Source organism: Sporosarcina sp. BI001-red, from assembly GCF_003384035.1.
GTDB lineage: Bacteria > Bacillota > Bacilli > Bacillales_A > Planococcaceae > Sporosarcina.
Map to the genome: position 1 here is coordinate 221,107 of NZ_QQAK01000014.1, position 19,236 is coordinate 240,342.

Below are 19,236 nucleotides of genomic sequence, written 5' to 3' on the forward strand. Positions count from 1 at the left end.
CCAAAATTATTAATGTGCTACGATAACAAGCGTTTTTGCATCAATTTCATGCGCCGCTGCATCCATAATCTTTTCAAGTGTCATCCCTATCGTCTGTAATTCCTTGTTGTCTTTCACAATGAAAACGGGTGCTCCTCCACTTTGTACTTTTTCCGGACTCATGGTAATCACAGCTACAATCCCTGCGTGTTGCCGTTCCAATTCGCTCAACTCCTTCTAATACCGAATATCATTACTTTCCTTTGTCAGCTTCTTCAGGCATTCGGATTGCGCTATCCAAAATCGGTACTTTATCCAACACTGCCTTTACTTGATGAAAGTCCTTCTCGCTTGGTAGCATGAACAAGGCAATTCGACCATCTTCCATATCTCTTTTCGTAATGGGGACTAATGCCTGTTCGCCTGAGTCCAAATAACTTCCTAGGACCGTGGCTACATGGTGCAACATTGCCTGTCGTTGTCCAAGGTAAGACAATGTGACCACACTATTTTGGTTTTTCGGAGTAATAATTACCCCTACTGCTTTTTCTGTAATTACATTTCTTGTTACTTCAAGTCCTACATTTTTAATGAGGATATCGTCTACGAAAAGCGTTGGTCCTACGAAACGAATCTTGGCTTCTTTAACATCCGCAATTGCACTTAATACTTTTCCTGACTTGTTGAATTTCACTATGAGCAGAAGGATGATCCCACAGATTATTCCTAACCAAAGTGAATAAACTGCACAAAACGTGGTGATTAGTGCAGTAAACATGACCAAATAATTTCGACTTTCAAATGCTTGTGCCATACCTTCGATAAAAGGTAAACCGCGCTTCACTAGTTCACTATTATCGATACTTTGCAAAGACTCTCTTTCCATTTTTCGGACTTCTCGAAACTGAGTTGCGGCTAAGCCTAAAAAGGTAACAGCCGTCCAATTCGACTCAAGTACTGCAGGCATTGCGACAGAGCCAATGAATGCAGCAATAAAGCCAAAAGAGAGATGAATGATTCTTCCCGTGGGATACGTGGGATATTGCCTGAAATCTGTTCGTAACAAAAGTAACCTCGACAAAAACCCAAATACGACTCCCATCAAAACCGGAATTAAATAACTATGCATGCACTACCACACCTCACAAAACTCCCGTGTATTGTTTATATCCTTTCCATAACCACGCAACTATATAAGGCAACTTCAATTAAGATGTATTGGAATAGAACGCAAACTCATGGGCAATAGTAGATTGTAAGAAATGAGGTGGTCATATGGATTCCATCCAATACATGATTAAAACGATTTTAAATGATCCACAAGCCGTTGTTCTTTCAATGATTGTGAATGTTGATGGATCTTCCTATCGGAAGGAAGGGGCTTGGATGCTCCTTCAAGAAAATGGGAACCGCATAGGTGTAGTTAGCGGCGGATGCCTGGAAAATGATTTGTCGACGCGGGCCAGCCAATTATTTCATACTGGGAAAGCTGAATTTGTAGACTATGATCTTAGTGCCGAAGATGATCTAGGCTGGGGACGCGGAGTAGGATGCAATGGAGTTGTAACAGTGTTAGTACGTGATATTGATGAGAACTTCAGACAATTTCTTGGCATTATCTACAAACAATTATTAAAAAAAGAACCCGTTCGTTTATTGCAATCGATGACAGACTTCCATGATTATACCTACATGGATCAAGATGTTTCATCCCATGTGGGAGTGCTGTTAAACCGTGATATAGAGAGACCATTCCACACTAAAGCCGGACAATTCCAGATAGGTGAGGAAACATTCCATTCACAACTTATCTGGCCCGAGCCTGCCCTTTACATATTAGGGGCAGGGGTCGATGCACGCCCCCTTGCCGTGCTTGCTGCTCGGGTTGGATATGCTGTCCATCTGTTCGACTGGAGAGATGGAATCTGCAACAAACACAACTTTCCAACTGCAACATCAATCCAAATAGGTGATATACGAAAACAAATTACTCATGTAAATTTTAGTCCACTAGACTCCGTCGTTATCATGACACATGACTTTCAAACTGATGCAGCAATTGTGGAGCACTTACTCAACTTGAAGTTGTTGTACGTTGGCATACTGGGTTCTAAAAAAAGATCAAGTCGGTTATTTGGTGGGGAAATTCCAAGCGAAATCCACACACCTATCGGGCTTTCAATAGGTGCAGATGGACCTGACGAAATTGCGATCAGCATCGTGGCTGAACTCATCGCGGTTAGACAGGGAAAAAACCTATGAAGATTGTTGGCGTTTTCCTCGCCGCTGGAAACAGCAGTCGTATGAAGTCTCAAAAGTTAGCGTTACCTGTTGGAAGTATGACGTTAGGAAGCTTAGCCCTCGAAACCGCTTTAAAATCTTCGCTTGAGGAAGTGTACGTAATTACAAAGGTATACGACCATGCGGAGTGGATACCCTCTAGGATGAAGGAGAACGCTAGATGTAAAATCATCAAATGTACTACCTCCCATGAAGGCCAATCTGAATCTTTGCGCTGCGGGATTACACAGGCACGAGAAAATGGAGCAAGGGGCGTGATCGTCTTGCTGGCAGATCAACCATTTGTCACCCTGCAAATGATTTCCGGACTAATTGACCGCTTTAAACAAAACCCTGCACTCGATTTTGTTGCAACAACAGTTGACCAATCCATTATGCCACCCGTTCTCTTTTCATCTTCTATGTATAGTGACCTCATGAAATTACGCGGAGACAAGGGTGCACGGGCAATCTTACGGGGAAGTTTTCTTCAAAAAGGCGTATTAATACCGTGTGCAGATAGAAGGCTTGTCTTCGATGTTGATACAAAGAAAGATTACGAAACGTTCAATGAGTTAAAGTCCATAGTCATGAGGTTGGAATGACTTAACTTTGTTTTGTCCCGTTCAAAGAATGAAAATGGATAAAGGAATAGTAACTGAATCAATTTCATAATTTCTCTTTTTAAAAGTACAAAGGCCTACCCGTTGCTAAATTTGTATTTCAAAAATAGAAATCATGCGGCTTATTGAACTTTTAGTGACAGGTTAATACGATCTGCAGCTAGTTTTGAAGCCTTGTAATTCAATTCAATCCTATCAAAATGGACTTTTGCTCGTTTTTCGGTTCTGTATCGTACGTTATTGAGCTGATAAAATTGTTTGAGATAAGCATTCACACGCTCGACAGCGATTCGACGCTTAAAAACTTTCTTCCAATCTTTTGATCATCGGGCTGGCACCGTAATTTAGCTCTACAGGTGTACAAACATTGGTTTTCTTATTGACTTCAAAGAAAATTACATTCAGATCAATTACGTCCACAATTTCTTACTTTTGTTGGGTAGGTTCCATCTCATATAATTCTTGAATGCCAAAATAGGCTTTGTTGTCGTATAATGGTCAAAGGGAGTACCTCCAGTCTTTTGGTATGTTTTAGTCGACTACCATTATACTAGACTTGGGGAGGTACTTTTTTTGACGTCTTCAAACCCTTGGTATAAGGGCTTAGGATTATGAAATTCATTTATTTAAGAAAAAATAGGAAAATTAAGCTGTTAGACTTGCTTTTTCCCTCATAATATTTAAAATAGTCTAGAACGGTCAAATCTCATTACTGTTTCAATGTTTCATAATCTCCTGTCTTCGCTTAGGTTTGGCTCAAATGCAATCTGAGAATTGCCTGGTGTGAACAAGATATCTTTGTCTACGACAAGTAGATTCATGAAACCACCCTACTCCAAGTAACTGCAAGCTTTTGACTGCCTCTTTATAACAACAGCATCATCCATCCTACACGATGCATGCTAATAATATCGTAACTTCCTTTGTCGTTTCGGAGAACCCCATCTCTGTCAACACCCCGTTGAAATAACGACACACAATTGAAACTTTTACCTACAACTAAATAAGCAATAGCCTCCTTACTTATGGAATATGAGTGTTTTTATTTTTTCTCAAATTTTCATTCGAAAGGTTTATTAACTTTTATTAAATTTCCTTAATTTGTTATTTTTTTCACAAGTGATGAGTTATTCGCTCTTTTAAAGTTTGAATATTCTGACAGTACTTGGAGTAGGAAAATTTATCTTTGAGGAGGATTAAGCAAGTCATGCAATTATTACCACGCGAAATCGATAAGCTCTTAATCGTCGTCGCTGCTGACGTAGCTAGACGCAGAAAGGATCGAGGGTTAAAGCTAAATCACCCTGAAGCAATGGCTTACATCACAAATGAAATTATGGAAGGTGCTCGAGACGGCAAATCCGTCGCTAATTTGATGTCCTTCGGGGCAACCATTTTAACGCGTGATGATGTAATGGAAGGAATCCCCGAAATGATAGATGACATCCAAGTCGAGGTCACGTTCCCAGATGGGACAAAACTTGTGACGGTACATGATCCGATTCGATAAGAGGCATTAGAGACACACACATTTAACACGTTTTGTGCATGGAAAGGAACGATGGAAATATGATTCCTGGAGAATATATTTTAAAAGACGAACCTATCGTCTGTAACGCTGATAGAGAAAGCATTCAAGTTTCCGTTCTCAATACAGGAGACCGACCGGTACAAATCGGTTCACATTTCCATTTTTACGAAGTGAATCCCGCATTGAAGTTTGACCGACAAAGAACTTATGGTAAACGTTTGAACGTTCCAGCAGGCGCTGCTGTACGTTTTGAACCTGGTGATCAAAAAGAGATTGAACTCATCGACTACGCCGGCGAACGCAAAGTGTATGGATTCAACAATCTAGTAGACGGTCCTTTAGAAAGTGAGGAATCGAAATGACATTTAAAATGTCAAGGGAGCAATACGCACAAATGTATGGCCCAACGACTGGAGATTCCATTAGACTTGCAGATACCGATTTGTTTATAAGAATTGAAAAGGACTTCACGACATATGGAGAAGAAGTTGTTTTCGGTGGAGGCAAGGTCATTCGTGATGGTATGGGACAGCATCCTCTCGTCACTCGTGGCGATGGTATCCCCGATGTGATTATAACGAGTGTCATTGTCCTCGACTACACAGGTATTTATAAAGCAGATGTCGGTATTCGTGACGGGAAAATCTTTGGCATCGGTAAAGCCGGAAACCCCCTGATTATGGACAATGTCGATATAGTAATTGGAGCCTCTACAGAAGTAATCGCTGGTGAGGGGAAAATCCTTACTGCTGGTGGCATCGATACACATGTTCACTTTATTAATCCTGAACAAGTGAATGTTGCTCTAACCGCTGGTACTACCACACTCATTGGAGGTGGAGTTGGTCCAGGGGCTGGTTCCCGCGCTACCACCGTGACTCCTGGTCCGTACAACATACACACGATGCTACAAGCAGTAGAAGGACTTCCTATCAACGTCGGCCTGACATCCAAAGGACATGCTGCAGCTGAAGAACCGTTGGCGGAACAAATTCGTGCAGGGGCTATTGGTCTGAAGGTACACGAAGATTGGGGTGCGACTACTTCCTCATTGGATTACTCATTAACTGTCGCTGACAAATTTGATGTTCAAGTAGCCCTTCATGCAGATACATTGAACGAGGGTGGCTTCATGGAAGATACAATGCGCGCGGTAAAAGATCGCGTGATCCATATGTATCATACTGAGGGTGCTGGTGGTGGTCATGCTCCGGATTTGATCAAATCTGCGGGGATGATGAATGTACTACCATCTTCTACAAATCCAACGATGCCGTACACCGTGAACACGATTGACGAGCATCTAGATATGATGATGGTCTGCCACCATTTGAATCCTTCCGTTCCAGAAGATATCGCCTTTGCAGATTCTCGTATCCGTAGTGAAACTATTGCTGCAGAAGATGTATTGCAAGATATGGGTGTGTTCAGTATGACTAGCTCAGATGCACAAGCAATGGGACGAATAGGTGAAGTAGGATTACGCACATGGCAGACTGCAGACAAAATGAAAAAACAGCTTGGCATCATGAAAGGCGATTTTGACTACTCTGATAACAATCGCGTGAAAAGATATATCGCAAAATTCACAATCAACCCTGCTATTACACACGGTATTTCTGAGTATGTAGGATCGATTGAGGTAGGAAAAATGGCTGATTTAGTTTTATGGGATCCCAAGTTTTTTGGTGCAAAACCAGAAATGATTCTAAAAAACGGTCTGACTGTCAACAGTTTGATGGGGGATGCCAATGCATCGATTCCAACCCCTCAACCAATGATCTACCGACCTTCATACGCTTCACTTGGAAAAACATTGGCGAAAAGCTCAATGACTTTCATTTCCCAAGCAGCCTATGACGACAAAGTACATGAAAGACTAGGTCTGGAAAAAATGATCCGACCTGTTCGCGGCATACGTGACCTTACAAAAAAAGACATGAAGTTGAATTCGGAAACACCTCACATCGAAGTGGATCCGCAGACATATGAAGTTCGAATTAATGGTGAAAAAATTACATGTGACCCGGTGGATAAAGTCCCTATGGGTCAACGCTATTTCTTATTTTGAGGTGAAAAGTTGATGATTATCGAAAAAGTAGTGACTAATATAGACCAATTATCACAGGAAGAATTGAAGAAACGCCATAAAGAAAAGGTGTATTTAGAAAGCGATCACTTAGTAAAACGGATCTTTCGAATTACTACGGATCATGGTCGTGAGATTGGCATTCGCTTGAAAGAACCTAAAGACTTGCTAGCTGGCGACGTACTCTATATGGATGAAGGGAATATGATCATCATCGATGTTCTGTCAGATGATCTGATAATCATTCAACCTCGTAGCATCTATGAGATGGGTAAAATCGCGCACCAACTAGGCAATCGTCACCTTCCCGCACAGTTTGAAGGAGACGAAATGCTCGTTCAATACGACTATCTTGTAGAGGACTTATTAAAAGAATTGAAGATTCCTTACTTACGAGAAGAAAGAAAGGTAAAGCAGGCGTTCCGCCATATCGGACACAGCCACGATGAATAATCAAACGTTATCCCTGTTCCAGCTTTGTGATTCAAACTTTCCTACGGGAGCGTTCAGTCATTCATTCGGATTGGAAACCTATATTCAAAATGACCTCGTTCACAACGCAGAAACTTTTTCTAATTGGCTACATGTGTACTTGGAAGAACAGCTCACATACTCGGATGGCCTCGCAGCGAGGCTCGTATATGACGCACTAGACTCGGGAGACTATGACAGAATATGGGAGCTGGATCGATTGCTTACAGTTCAATGTCTTGCAAGAGAGACACGGGAAGGGACTCATCGTATGGGCGTGCAAATGCTAAAAATGGCGAAAAAGCTTTATGAAGCCCCTATGTTAGCTGTATACCAAGAATGTATTAAGAAAAACGGTGCATTCGGTCACCCAGTTATCGTCTTTACGATTGCAGGACACTTTCTAAAAGTAGATCGTGATACGACTGTTTTGTATTACCTGTATACATCGGTCATCAATTTAGTACAGAACGCCGTACGCGCTATCCCACTTGGACAAACATCAGGTCAGCAGATTATCTATTCACTGCAAAATAATCTAATTGAAACTGTTGAAAAGATAAACCTTTTAGACGAGGAAGATTTGGGTGTCGTTTCCCCTGGTATCGAATTAGCGCAGATGCAACATGAACGTGTGCATATACGTATTTTTTCTTCTTAAGACTCCCAGTATTTGTAAAGAAGGATGGTTTGTGAAATAGTTTATTGTTGTCTAACTGAAGAGAAGTTACTTATTTTTCAAAAGGATGTGTTGGTTAATGGAACCTCTAAAAATCGGTGTAGGTGGCCCTGTAGGTGCAGGTAAAACGATGCTCATCGAAAAGATAACTAGACATTTAAGCAGAGAGATTAGTATGGCCGTTATCACGAATGACATTTATACAAAAGAAGACGCAAAGTTTTTAGTACAGAACGGTATTTTACCTGAAAACCGTATTATTGGAGTGGAAACGGGTGGCTGTCCGCATACAGCAATTCGTGAAGATATTTCGATGAATGTATCTGCTATCGAAGAATTACAAGAAAGACACCCTGACGTGGAACTAATTTTCGTTGAAAGTGGGGGAGATAATTTAGCAGCAACATTCAGTCCGGAATTAGTAGATTTCTCGATTTATATCATTGATGTCGCCCAAGGTGAAAAAATCCCCCGTAAAGGTGGACAAGGGATGATCAAAGCGGACTTATTCGTCATTAACAAAACTGATTTGGCACCTTTAGTCGGTGCAGACTTGAATGTGATGGCATCGGATACGAAGATATTCCGTAAAGATAAACCTTTTGTTTTTACCAATCTCAAAAGCGAGGATGGACTTAACGAAGTGATCGATTGGATCAATCAGGACGCACTTCTCAATGGGTTAGAGAAAAATGTCTGATTGGACTGGCATTCTGGAGCTTGATGCCCAGAAAAACCAATACGGAAAAACCATAACTAAAAATGTGTTTTTTCAAGGGGCTTTCAAAGTGATGCGCCCCGTTTATCACAATCGTTCCAATCAGCCTTGTTATTATTTGCTCAACCCTGGTGGTGGATATTTGGATGGCGATACGTATCGGATGCGTATAACTGTTGGTGAACAGGCAATGGTTACCTTAACGACCCAATCTGCTACAAAGGTATACCGAACACCGACAAAACACGCATATCAGGAAGCAGAAATTTTTCTACAAGTAGGCAGTCACCTTCAATATTTACCTGACCCCTTGATTGCATACAAAGGTGCTAGCTATTATCAAAAGACAATTTTCCGCATGGATAAAGGTGCATCGCTTTTATATACAGACATTCTAACACCTGGATGGTCACCCGATGGTGAAGCTTTCAGCTATGATTCAATTCGATTGAAAACTGAAGTTTACTTAGAGAACGAGCTAATTGTTTTCGACCATATTCACTTGAATCCTCATGAAAAACCGATGGATAGTATCGGGGTAATGGAAGGGTACACACACCTAGGTTCATTTTTAATTGTCAGCGAGCAGTCCGATGTTGAATTGGAAGAAAAGTTAGTTGAAGTTATCAATGATCAAAGCGGAAAGTTTAAGGTGGGCATTTCCCAGTTAGCTAAAGCTGGGCTGTCAATTCGGGTAATGGCAAACACAACACAATTAATTGAACGTATTTTTGCAGATTGCCACTCTTTAGTTAATAAAGAATGGTTCGGTACCGAGCCCAATCCCCTTCGGAAATATTAAAGGAATTGGGTTCTTATAAAAAAATAAACCTCCTAGCACTCTGCTGGGAGATGTATTTTTTTCTGCTCTATTTGTTTAATTAATGCTTATTTAGGCACATCAACATATGCGAGGAGTAGACCTATGAAAAAGACGCTTTTTCTATTACTTATTTTATCAGTCAGCGCAAGTTTACTAGCATCCTGTTCGGATACAGAGAAGCCTTCTAACAAATCCAACACAGCAACTAAAGAGAAAGATGCGCTAACTCTTGCCATTGGTGGGGAGCCCGATGAAGGCTTTGACCCCACAACAGGATGGGGTCACTATGGCTCCCCTTTATTTCAGAGTACATTAGTGACGTTCGATAAAGATTTCAACGTACAAAATGATTTGGCAACAGCCTACGATGTCAGCGAAGACGGTAAGATATGGACAGTACACATCCGGGATGACGTCAAGTTTTCTGATGGTGAACCACTGACAGCCAAGGACGTACACTTCACGTTTGAAACGGCGAAAAACAGCGGGTCTGTCGTCGATTTGACGAACCTGGAAAAAGTAGAAGAAGTAGATGAGAATACAATCACTTTCACATTGAAACAACCTAACTCTACTTTCCTCTATTCCCTTGCAACAATGGGAATCGTCCCTGAACACGCTTATGACGATTCGTATCGTACACATCCAATCGGGTCGGGGCCGTTTGAGCTTGTACAGTGGAATAAAGGTCAGCAATTGATCGTTCAGGCTAATCCTCTTTATTACGGAGAAGAGCCTTATTTCAAAAAACTCACATTCCTCTTTCTGTCAGAAGATGCGGCATTTGCAGCTGCAAAGTCACAACAAGCAGACATTGTATATGTTACGCCTTCCTTTGCCAAGCAAGAAATTCCAAACATGACGCTAGTACAACTAGATAGTGTCGATAACAGAGGGATCATTCTGCCCTACGTTCCTTCTGGTGAACAAACTGCAGAGGGAGATCCAATCGGCAATGATGTCACCGCAGATAAGGCAATCCGCAAAGCACTTAACATTGCAGTCAATCGACAAAATTTAGTAGATGGAGTCATTGAAGGCTTTGGAACGAAAGCATTTACTGTAGCAGATCATTTGCCATGGTGGAATTCTGAAACAGTCATTGAAGACGGAAATCTAGAAGAAGCAAAAGAAGTTCTCGATGCCGCTGGTTGGAAACTAAATGAAGACGGGATCCAAGAAAAAGATGGCATTAAAGCAGCACTCACTTTGTATTACCCTGCAGATGACCAAATTCGTCAATCCTTGTCGCTCGCTTTCGCCGACGCAATGAAACCGCTTGGCATCGACATCACAACCAAAGGTGAAAACTGGAACGAACTCGTTCATGTTATGTATTCGAATCCTGTCATGATGGGATGGGGCAGTAATAGCCCGCTCGAAATGTTTAATATATACAGCAGCACGACAATGGGTCAGGATTTCTACAATACCAACTATTATTCAAACCCAACTGTTGATGACTACATGGAAAAGGCTATGAACTCCCAAGACCCAGAAGAAGCAAATGAGTATTGGAAAAAGGCACAGTGGGATGGCTCAACAGGCTTTTCAGCTAAAGGAGATACGCCATGGGTATGGCTACTTAATATGAAACACCTTTACTTCGTACGAGATGATTTAGAAATAGGACCACAAAAAATCCAACCACATGGACACGGCTGGCCAATGACTGACTACATTTCACAATGGCATTGGAAAGAGTAGAAAGAGGGATATACTTTGTATGCCAAAAAAGGAACTTGGTTCATTGTAAAAAACACACTTAAGCTAGCATCTCTATTAGTTGCAGTCAGTATTATCTCTTTCACACTTGTTAGCCATTCCCCTGTGGATCCTATCCAATCCTATATCGGTGCGGATATGACAAGTGTCAGCCCTGAGCAACGAGACAACATCGCTGCCTATTGGGGATTGAATGATACCTATACAACGCGATTCTCCCATTGGGCGAATGCAGTTTTACATGGCAATCTCGGTACCTCATTGACCTTTCGAACCTCTGTTGCTGATGTAATTGCTGAACGCTTTTTCGCTTCACTCGCTTTAATGGGGATAGCTTGGGCGATATCCGGAATTCTCGGTTATCTCCTTGGCATCATCGCCGGCATGCGAAAAGAAACTTGGCTAGATGTGGCGATAAAAGGATTCTGTTTCACCATCGCTTCCACGCCAGCATTTTGGCTTGGATTACTTTTACTGATGTGCTTTTCAGTATGGTTTGGTTGGTTTCCTGTCGGACTGGCCTCGCCTGCCGGGATATTGAATGAAGACGTGACAATTTACGAGCGGATCAGACATTTGTTTTTACCTGCACTAACACTAAGTATTGTAGGTATTTCTAATGTCGCATTGCATACGAGACAAAAATTGATTGATGTACTGGATAGTGAATTTATCCGTTTCGCTAAAGCGAAGGGAGAGCACTCCTTCTCATTACTTTGGCGACATGGGATTAGAAGTATTTCGTTACCTGCCATTTCCCTACATTTCGCATCGTTTGGTGAACTTTTTGGCGGAGCAGTTCTCGCGGAACAGGTATTTTCCTATCCAGGTCTTGGTCAGGCCGTTGTCCAAGCGGGTCTAGGCGGTGACGTGCCCCTTCTTTTAGGAATCGTCCTCTTTAGTACGTTATTCGTATTTGCCGGCAACTTGACTGCGGATCTGTTGTATCAAGTGATTGATCCACGGGTGAGAAGGAGAAGAACCACATGAGTGTTTCAAACAACATCATACGAAAGCGAAAGAACATGTGGAGTCTGCGAGTGAAATCTACTGTCATCGTTTCAGTATCGCTATCTATATTGGTAGGCATGCTCATTAGCAGTTTTTTTATTACTCCCGACAAATTGGTCGTTGACTTACAGCTAAGAAATATCGCGCCCTCATTGGAGCACCTTTTCGGAACGGATTGGATGGGCCGCGACATGCTTGCGCGAACACTTAAAGGGCTCTCTTTGAGTTTTGGCGTTGGTCTACTATCTGTGATCATCAGTAGTTTCATAGCGCTACTGCTAAGCTTGCTCACCCTGACTAATAAAGCGGTTGATGTCTGTGTTACCTGGTTAATTGACTTGTTCCTTAGCGTACCGCATATCGTCCTCTTAATATTGATAGCCTTCACGCTCGGAGGTGGTTTTAAAGGAGTCGTCATCGGTCTTGCTGTCACGCATTGGCCAAGTCTGACCCGCTTGTTACGAGCAGAAGTATTACAGATAAATTCTGCAGAGTACGTCGCCATCTCACAGAAACTAGGAAAAACCAAAGCATGGGTAGCCGCACACCATGTATTGCCACATTTGCTTCCACAGTTGCTAATTGGCTCTATTCTATTGTTTCCACACGCTATTTTACATGAAGCAGCCATTACCTTCCTCGGATTCGGTTTATCACCAGAAACACCGGCAATCGGCATCATTCTATCGGAGGCAATGCGATATTTGTCGACAGGTATGTGGTGGTTGGCACTCTTTCCAGGACTTGCTCTTTTAGTTATGGTCGGTATATTCGACATTCTCGGACGTCAACTCCAAAAATGGATTGACCCATTTTCAGGAGATCATTTATAGAGGATAGATTTGTAGTTGGAAGGTGGCTTATAGAATGATTGAACAAAAGTATCGTCCATTGATGGAAGTACGTCAGTTATCCTTGCATTTTCATCAATATGGAAAAGAGTTACGTAAGATGATGACGGTGGCAATTACGAACTTTGATATGACCATACATCGTGAAGAGATTGTAGCAGTTGTCGGTGCGAGCGGTTCAGGTAAAAGCCTACTCGCCAACTCCATTTTAGGAATATTGCCGAAGAATGCTGAGCTTGGCGGGAAATTATATTTTGAAGGTGAAGAGCTTACTATTGAAAAACAGATCCAGTTACGCGGTAAGGACATTTTCCTTATCCCCCAATCTATTAATGCCTTAGATCCATTGATGAAGACCGGTAAACAGGTTGAACTAGTCATCAAGAAGAAAGATAGGAAGAACATAAGGAAAAATATTTTCAAAAAACTTGGTCTACCACCTGAAATCGGAGACCTCTATCCATTCGAATTGTCCGGTGGGATGGCTAGAAGAGTACTCGTTGCGATGGCAATGGCAAGCGAGGCAAAACTTATTATTGCTGATGAACCCACCCCAGGATTAGATATTGATGCACGCAATGAAACCCTTGCACTCATCAAACACCTCTCTGATTCTGGCAAAGGGGTCATGTTCATTACCCACGATCTCAATGCAGCACATAGTATTGCCGATAGGGTTGCAGTCTTTTATGCTGGTCAAACCCTTGAGGTCGCTAATGCAAAAGACTTTTCAGGAACAGGAAACTCGCTTCGACATCCATACTCAAGAGCGCTCTGGAACGCATTACCGCAAAACAACTTCTTTCCCACCTTCGAAGTACAGAAATTTACTGAGAAATCACCTACTGGATGTGTGTATAGATGCCGATGTCCATTATCAACCGATCTTTGTGCACAGCAACAACCGGAAGCAAAGATGGTTGATAACGGCATGGTGAGGTGTTTCCATGCTTGAAGTCGAAGGAGTCAGTTATCGCCATACAAGACAACCATGGTTGTTTCGAAACTTATCCTTGAGCATTGCACCTGGCGAGATTGTAGGTCTTTATGGAAAAAGTGGTTCTGGGAAGACCACTTTGGCTCAGGTCATAGCGAATTACTTAAAGCCTGAAGAAGGTATCGTGAAAGTGAATGAGAAAAAAGTTAAATCCACAGGTCCAAATCCGGTACAGTTAGTCTGGCAGCACCCTGAAAAAGCAATTAATCCAAGATGGAAGATGAAAAACGTACTTGCTGAAGCAGGAAATGTTGATCCAAGGATTTTTGACGCTTTAGGTATCGCTCCCTCATGGATGACACGCTATCCTAGCGAACTATCAGGTGGTGAATTGCAGCGTTTTTGTGTTGCTCGCGCGCTCGCGCCCAATACAGAGTATCTGATTGCGGATGAGATGACGACCATGTTGGATGCAATCACCCAAGCTCAAATCTGGTACACCATTCTTCAACTTGCTAAGAAACGCGCTATTGGTGTTCTTGTGATTAGCCATGATGAACAGTTATTAGAAAGAATATGTGACCGTGTAATCGATTTCAATCAGTTGCACTAACGTTATCAGTTATTTATACTTCAACTTATAATGATAGAGAATTAATCCATTTTTAGGAGGGGTTTAGAAATGGTTGATGATTTTGAAGTAGAAACAATTTATGATAATCGCATTTATGAAAGAAACCAATTTAGTTTCTCTCTCGATGGCAAGGAGTACAAAGGTGATTACCTTGAAGGTGAAATTCATTGGCTGAACCCACACCCTAAACAAGATTTAGATGAAGAACAGCTACTGTGGGTTGAATCAGAGGTTTTCAGACTGTTAGATGATAACAAAGTCGATCCAGTTGATGAAGAACTTGATGAATTTGAAGTGACGCCCATGTTTAATCAACAAGTCCATAAAGCCCTTCAATTTAAACTACTGATTGATGGTGAGGAGTACAAAGGGTTGTTGCGTCAGGGTAAGCTGGAATGGTTCCACCCAAAACCGCGGCGCAAGGTGAATAATGCTAAGGTCGAAAAAATCGAGAAACAAGTTCAACAGAAAATAAAATCACATTTGGATGAAACGAATTAGGACAAGACAAGAAAGATTAGTGATGAAGCCTTAACCGGCTTTTTCGCTAATTTTTTTGTATTCACTTGAAGTTCAAATAGATTATTTGTCGCGAACACCTCCTTCCTGCTACGCAGCTCTTCTCTTCACATCAATCCAATCGGAATCACAATGTGCCTTCCTCACATATACTACTCCATGTAGAAAATTATCCTTTTCCAACAAATTAACGTAATAGTTCAAAAAGGGTTGCTATAGAGCACGTTTGGATATAAGGTTGAAAAAAGAGGAGGAGAAACTTCCAATGACGAATGATCATAAAGACTTTTTTGATAGAGAACGTACAGATGAACCTAAACGCAAAGTTGACCGAAAAGACGGGGAACCTACTCCCGCATTTAAAGGCGCTTCCTGGGTAGCGCTCATCATCGGTATCAGTGCGTATCTCTTCGGTTTGTTTAATGCTGCGATGGAGCTGAATGAGAAAGGATACTACTTTGCTATTTTGATATTCGGTCTTTATGCAGCAGTTTCCCTGCAAAAAGCAGTGCGAGACAAAGATGAGGATATCCCCGTCACCAACATTTACTATGGACTGAGCTGGTTTGCCCTTATTGTAGCCATTTCACTTATGGCAATCGGGTTATACAATGCTGGCAGTATCATTTTGAGTGAAAAAGGCTTTTATGGAATGGCATTTGTTTTGAGTATTTTTGCAGCCATCACGGTTCAGAAAAACGTCCGGGATACACAGAAGGTTAGAGAAAATAATTAAGTTAGAGTCTCTCATTTATCTAAAAAAAGGTGGCTCCAAAGTCAAATGGACTTTGGAGCCACCTTTTTTCGATAGTGCAGGTTAATCCACTCTATATTACGCATACATATAAAAAGGATACTCTTGACTATACTTAATCGGACCTTATGCAAACGCGTAGCCATGGGCAATTGCTTCTTCTACTCCCAATAGTTTTAGGAGATCTCCCCCAAGACAAGTGAATTCACCAGTGACAGCCCAAGCTGTCGAAGTCAAACCAAAGTAAATCTTACTAAGAATTCCAATGGCGCTGATGAATTGATCGAATAAAAGCTTTGATATAGTTTTTTTATCTCATAAAGTACCTTTCCATTTTAGTCTTTATGAAGGAGAAATTAAGCTATGAAATAGTCAAGTTGTTCGAAGAACTGAACAGGAATAGAAAAATGGAGTCTACCCATTTGTGCAGAAAAACGCTTAAAGCGCATCATCGTTCTGGAAGTTGAGAACAAAGTGATGCTCGTCGTCATAGACACCGAATTTGTATCCTTGCTCTTTGTAGAATTGAATGATTTCTGGTAATGCCGCCAAGGTTTGGGGTTTTTCGTGCATCAGGACAACTTCTCTATCCCTAGTGGTACCGCCTTTTATGTTTTCGATAATTTGAGAGGGCTTTCCTCGAAGTTTCCAATCATTCGAATCAATCGTCCAATCCCAAATTTTAATCCCCTCGTTTTCTAGTTGCTGTCGAATTTTTTCGTTCTGCAAACCAGGGGCAGATCCATAAGGGGGACGCACTAAATGTGGGGTAGTTCCTGTAATTTCATGTATTAAGTTAAGTGTTTCTTTCATCTCAGGGACAAATTGTTGATTTGTGTATAAGGTTTTATAATTGTGCGTCATACTATGGCCACCTACGTAATGATCTTCCTTTACTGCTCTCCTTACACTATCTTGAAGGATTTCTTTTTTTAAGTTGCTTCCTTGCATGAAGAACGTAGCCAAAACATCATTCTCACTTAACACGTCGAGAAACTGGTTGGTTAACCTGCTTGGTCCATCATCGAATGTTAAGTAGACTACCTTACCTACTGGTTTTTCCTCTAAATCGGAATGATCTACTTTGTGCTTTTCAACAACAGATTCTTTTTCAACAGGGTTTATAATAATCGGTGCAACAAGTTTTGGAATAGGCAGTTCACCTTTTTTAATAGTTCCAAGCGTTGCTGAAGGTTCAGAAACAGAATAGGTTTTTCCTATAAAAAAACCGGTTGCAAACAGAAAGACAAACAGAATTGCTAAATAACGCATTTTTAATCTCTTTCTTTTTTTACGAGTTTCAAATCTGGGTGTCTTCATGCGGAACTAATCCTCCTGTTATGTTGTATGACCATTAAGTATAGAAGTGTTCTTATGTAAGTAAAATGACCTTGAATTAGAATAAAGGCAGTAGCAGATGGTGTTAGATATCCGCTACTGCTAGATGGTAATTAACGGTGCTATACATTACTTATGTTATTCAAAGGAAACTCAGAAGTGAAAGCTCCCCCCTTAACTCGGCAAAGAGTTGGGATGGTTACTTTTCTTGCAAATACAGCCCCTTATCTTCTTCCATGTCTTTAGCAATATCATTGTTGATGATTGCCTGACCCGTAATTCCTTCCAGCCCTTTAATTGGGGTACCGTCATTCACACCGTTGTACTTCCCTTCGTTTGCAGTGAGCGTCACATAATTTCCTTCCGCCCCTCCACCGCTATTCATCACTACGATTTCCTTAGATCCGTTTGTGACTTTATCGCTTATAATGATTGGAGTTTGTATGAGCGTGAGTGCCTGTTTTACTTGCAACTCGCCATTATCTTTTTGCGTTACATGCAATGCCGTGCTTCCTCCAGAACCGCTTGAATAAGGTCCCATGACAACAGTGAGGATTTCGTCTTTCCCATCTCCATCTAAGTCAACGTAGTTATAATAGTATTTGGTAGTCCCTAGGTCTTCCTTGGGAATATCAAAATAGTTGATGATCGTTTTTTCAAGCTCTATGTTACGCTCTGATTCTGCCTGAATACCGACGATTTTTTCTGAGGTCTGGTGCGCTTCGGCTTTTCCTTTTGACAATGTACTATTTTCTTTATATGACGTTGTTGGAGATTCTTCAACCGCCTTCTTCGCGTCTGCCTGACCTGTATTAGAACCGAACACCACGAGTGAGCTGGATGCTACGCAAACAACTGCAAATGCTGATAACGCGACAATCCCCTTCTTTTTGTTTCCATTGAATGAAATGTTTTTAAATCTTTTTTTCACGACTTTCAATCCTCCATTATAATTTGATGTAAAGATGCTCGACTTGCTCGTTTGTTGCTCAACTGAATGTAAAATGGTTTCCATGTATCTTTTTTTATAACTACTATCTTTTCCACTCACCACATTCTCATCACAAATCAGCTCAATGGTTTCATTGAATTTCTTTGCTAAAAGGTGGACAAACGGATTGAACCAATAGAACGACCTAACTAAAAACAGTACGAATTTCAATTCAATATCATGTCGTTTATAGTGCGTCAATTCGTGCTTTAAAATTAAGTACAAGTCTGTTTCCGAGTATTCCGTATGAGGGATGATTACAGTTGGTTGAATTATTCCATACATCATCGGGCTTTTTACAATCTTGGAACGGCGTAATGAGACATTTCTCCGAATGTTCATATCCGACTTTACTTGAGCAAATAACTTTTCTTGCTCAGGAGTCCTTGCCAATGACCACCGTTTGCTGTTTCTTGTGAAATTCAAATAACCAACTAGATGATACACAGAAAAGATTACTGTTCCGACTAGCCAAATTCCAATCGCTACATTAAGCAGTGTTAGATTGGAAAAGAAGTTATCTGGTTTTTTAATAGAACTTCCGACTGCATTCTGGCTATTTAATCCCTCAGTTACTAGTTGATTTGGGAATAAACTCGCTTGCCAGTTAGCGGACTCTTGTATCACTTGACCCGGGTTAATATGTATGGGCGCATCCGGCAATGTGATAGGGATGGGAACGAGTAGACGAACTGTAATTCCAAGCCATACAACATACTTCCATTTAGCAATATACTTTTTATCCAAAACAGGTGAAAGTAAGCAAACGACTAAAATGATGATGGAAACAAGTATAGATATTTCCAACATATTCAGAAATAGTTTTTGAATCATCTGCCTTCATCCTCAGGGGATAAGCTATCTAGAAACTCTCTCAATTCTTGGATTTCTTTCTTATCTACAGCTTTACTATCGTTCAGTTGAACTACAAAGTCTTTCACGGAATTCCCGAAGAATCGCTCCAACATTTTCTTACTTTCCTTATGCGCATAGTCTTCTTGACTAACTAGCGCAGTATAAAGGTTGGTCTTTCCTTCCTTTTCGATCCGCAAAAACCCTTTCGTTGTCAGTCTTGATAGGAACGAGAGAATCGTAGTAGGTGCGAGCACTTTGGATTGTTCTAGATGCTCTTGGATATAAGTGCGTGTTACGCCCTCGTTTGCCTCCCAAATAATCAACATGATTTCCAACTCTGAATCCGGCAATCTTTTCATCGTGTTCCTCCCTTTCATTCTACAAGTGTAGAACGTTTATATTTTTATATTCTACACTTGTAGAATGAA

General features: G+C 41.2%; 21 protein-coding genes and 1 pseudogene. 16 read left to right on the forward strand and 6 right to left on the reverse strand.

All coding sequences use genetic code 11. The features are described 5' to 3' along the window. Nucleotides 1-9: 9 nt before the first annotated feature. On the reverse strand, nucleotides 10-201 hold the full coding sequence (locus DVB69_RS14225) for a capping complex subunit for YIEGIA (protein ID WP_116019770.1): 192 nt from the start codon (nucleotides 199-201) through the stop codon (nucleotides 10-12). Between the two features lie 31 nt (nucleotides 202-232). Then, nucleotides 233-1,108 carry a YIEGIA family protein gene (locus DVB69_RS14230; RefSeq protein ID WP_116019771.1) on the reverse strand — a complete coding sequence of 292 codons (876 nt, stop codon included), beginning with the start codon at nucleotides 1,106-1,108 and terminating at the stop codon, nucleotides 233-235. A gap of 146 nt (nucleotides 1,109-1,254) precedes the next feature. On the opposite strand from DVB69_RS14230, the gene DVB69_RS14235 reads away from it, so the two are divergent. Together DVB69_RS14235 and DVB69_RS14240 are read left to right on the forward strand one after the other, a co-directional pair. Continuing rightward, nucleotides 1,255-2,241 carry an XdhC family protein gene (locus DVB69_RS14235; RefSeq protein ID WP_116019772.1) on the forward strand — a complete coding sequence of 329 codons (987 nt, stop codon included), beginning with the start codon at nucleotides 1,255-1,257 and terminating at the stop codon, nucleotides 2,239-2,241. Next, on the forward strand, nucleotides 2,238-2,864 hold the full coding sequence (locus DVB69_RS14240; RefSeq protein ID WP_116019773.1) for a nucleotidyltransferase family protein: 627 nt from the start codon (nucleotides 2,238-2,240) through the stop codon (nucleotides 2,862-2,864). The genes DVB69_RS14235 and DVB69_RS14240 overlap by 4 nt, the downstream gene beginning before the upstream one ends. 140 nt (nucleotides 2,865-3,004) lie before the next feature. On the opposite strand, the pseudogene DVB69_RS14245 reads toward DVB69_RS14240, so the two are convergent. After that, nucleotides 3,005-3,205: pseudogene (locus tag DVB69_RS14245) on the reverse strand (IS5/IS1182 family transposase); the annotation flags it as partial. 884 nt (nucleotides 3,206-4,089) lie between these two features. On the opposite strand from DVB69_RS14245, the gene DVB69_RS14250 reads away from it, so the two are divergent. The 14 genes from DVB69_RS14250 (at nucleotide 4,090) to yiaA (ending at nucleotide 15,606) form a co-directional block, all read left to right on the forward strand. Further along, nucleotides 4,090-4,392, forward strand: coding sequence for an urease subunit gamma (locus DVB69_RS14250; RefSeq protein ID WP_116019774.1), 303 nt, complete (start codon nucleotides 4,090-4,092; stop codon nucleotides 4,390-4,392). 59 nt (nucleotides 4,393-4,451) lie between these two features. Continuing rightward, complete coding sequence (locus DVB69_RS14255) at nucleotides 4,452-4,775, forward strand: urease subunit beta (RefSeq protein WP_116019820.1); 324 nt, start codon at nucleotides 4,452-4,454, stop codon at nucleotides 4,773-4,775. Next, on the forward strand, nucleotides 4,772-6,484 hold the full coding sequence (gene ureC / locus DVB69_RS14260; RefSeq protein ID WP_116019775.1) for an urease subunit alpha: 1,713 nt from the start codon (nucleotides 4,772-4,774) through the stop codon (nucleotides 6,482-6,484). Before DVB69_RS14255 ends, ureC begins: the two co-directional genes overlap by 4 nt. A gap of 12 nt (nucleotides 6,485-6,496) precedes the next feature. Next, complete coding sequence (ureE, locus tag DVB69_RS14265) at nucleotides 6,497-6,955, forward strand: urease accessory protein UreE (RefSeq protein ID WP_116019776.1); 459 nt, start codon at nucleotides 6,497-6,499, stop codon at nucleotides 6,953-6,955. Beyond that, nucleotides 6,948-7,634, forward strand: a complete 687-nt coding sequence (locus DVB69_RS14270; protein ID WP_116019777.1) for an urease accessory protein UreF — start codon at nucleotides 6,948-6,950, stop codon at nucleotides 7,632-7,634. The genes ureE and DVB69_RS14270 overlap by 8 nt, the downstream gene beginning before the upstream one ends. Before the next feature lie 97 nt (nucleotides 7,635-7,731). Next, nucleotides 7,732-8,352, forward strand: coding sequence for an urease accessory protein UreG (ureG, locus tag DVB69_RS14275; protein WP_116019778.1), 621 nt, complete (start codon nucleotides 7,732-7,734; stop codon nucleotides 8,350-8,352). Beyond that, complete coding sequence (locus DVB69_RS14280) at nucleotides 8,345-9,172, forward strand: urease accessory protein UreD (RefSeq protein ID WP_116019779.1); 828 nt, start codon at nucleotides 8,345-8,347, stop codon at nucleotides 9,170-9,172. The genes ureG and DVB69_RS14280 overlap by 8 nt, the downstream gene beginning before the upstream one ends. Before the next feature lie 123 nt (nucleotides 9,173-9,295). Continuing rightward, the gene (locus tag DVB69_RS14285) at nucleotides 9,296-10,900 is read left to right on the forward strand and encodes an ABC transporter substrate-binding protein (protein WP_116019780.1); all 1,605 of its coding nucleotides are present in this window, start codon (nucleotides 9,296-9,298) and stop codon (nucleotides 10,898-10,900) included. Nucleotides 10,901-10,915: 15 nt separating this feature from the next. Next, on the forward strand, nucleotides 10,916-11,908 hold the full coding sequence (locus DVB69_RS14290) for an ABC transporter permease (RefSeq protein ID WP_116019781.1): 993 nt from the start codon (nucleotides 10,916-10,918) through the stop codon (nucleotides 11,906-11,908). After that, entirely contained in the window at nucleotides 11,905-12,762 is an 858-nt protein-coding gene (locus DVB69_RS14295) for an ABC transporter permease (protein WP_116019782.1), read from the forward strand. The genes DVB69_RS14290 and DVB69_RS14295 overlap by 4 nt, the downstream gene beginning before the upstream one ends. 34 nt (nucleotides 12,763-12,796) lie before the next feature. Next, nucleotides 12,797-13,735, forward strand: a complete 939-nt coding sequence (locus DVB69_RS14300) for an ABC transporter ATP-binding protein (protein WP_116019783.1) — start codon at nucleotides 12,797-12,799, stop codon at nucleotides 13,733-13,735. Next, entirely contained in the window at nucleotides 13,728-14,330 is a 603-nt protein-coding gene (locus tag DVB69_RS14305; protein WP_116019784.1) for an ABC transporter ATP-binding protein, read from the forward strand. Before DVB69_RS14300 ends, DVB69_RS14305 begins: the two co-directional genes overlap by 8 nt. Before the next feature lie 69 nt (nucleotides 14,331-14,399). Then, complete coding sequence (locus DVB69_RS14310; protein ID WP_116019785.1) at nucleotides 14,400-14,852, forward strand: HicA family toxin-antitoxin system; 453 nt, start codon at nucleotides 14,400-14,402, stop codon at nucleotides 14,850-14,852. A 283-nt stretch (nucleotides 14,853-15,135) separates the two neighbouring features. Then, a complete protein-coding gene (gene yiaA / locus DVB69_RS14315) occupies nucleotides 15,136-15,606 on the forward strand; it encodes an inner membrane protein YiaA (protein WP_116019786.1) in 471 nt (156 codons plus the stop codon). A 456-nt stretch (nucleotides 15,607-16,062) separates the two neighbouring features. On the opposite strand, the gene DVB69_RS14320 is transcribed toward yiaA, so the two are convergent. The 3 genes from DVB69_RS14320 to DVB69_RS14330 all read right to left on the reverse strand — a co-directional run bounded on the left by DVB69_RS14320 (nucleotide 16,063) and on the right by DVB69_RS14330 (nucleotide 19,167). Then, on the reverse strand, nucleotides 16,063-16,944 hold the full coding sequence (locus DVB69_RS14320) for a polysaccharide deacetylase family protein (RefSeq protein ID WP_370452991.1): 882 nt from the start codon (nucleotides 16,942-16,944) through the stop codon (nucleotides 16,063-16,065). Between the two features lie 217 nt (nucleotides 16,945-17,161). After that, the gene (locus tag DVB69_RS14325; protein WP_116019787.1) at nucleotides 17,162-18,787 is read right to left on the reverse strand and encodes a M56 family metallopeptidase; all 1,626 of its coding nucleotides are present in this window, start codon (nucleotides 18,785-18,787) and stop codon (nucleotides 17,162-17,164) included. Continuing rightward, the gene (locus DVB69_RS14330; RefSeq protein ID WP_199562873.1) at nucleotides 18,784-19,167 is read right to left on the reverse strand and encodes a BlaI/MecI/CopY family transcriptional regulator; all 384 of its coding nucleotides are present in this window, start codon (nucleotides 19,165-19,167) and stop codon (nucleotides 18,784-18,786) included. Before DVB69_RS14330 ends, DVB69_RS14325 begins: the two co-directional genes overlap by 4 nt. Between the last annotated feature and the right edge of the window lie 69 nt (nucleotides 19,168-19,236).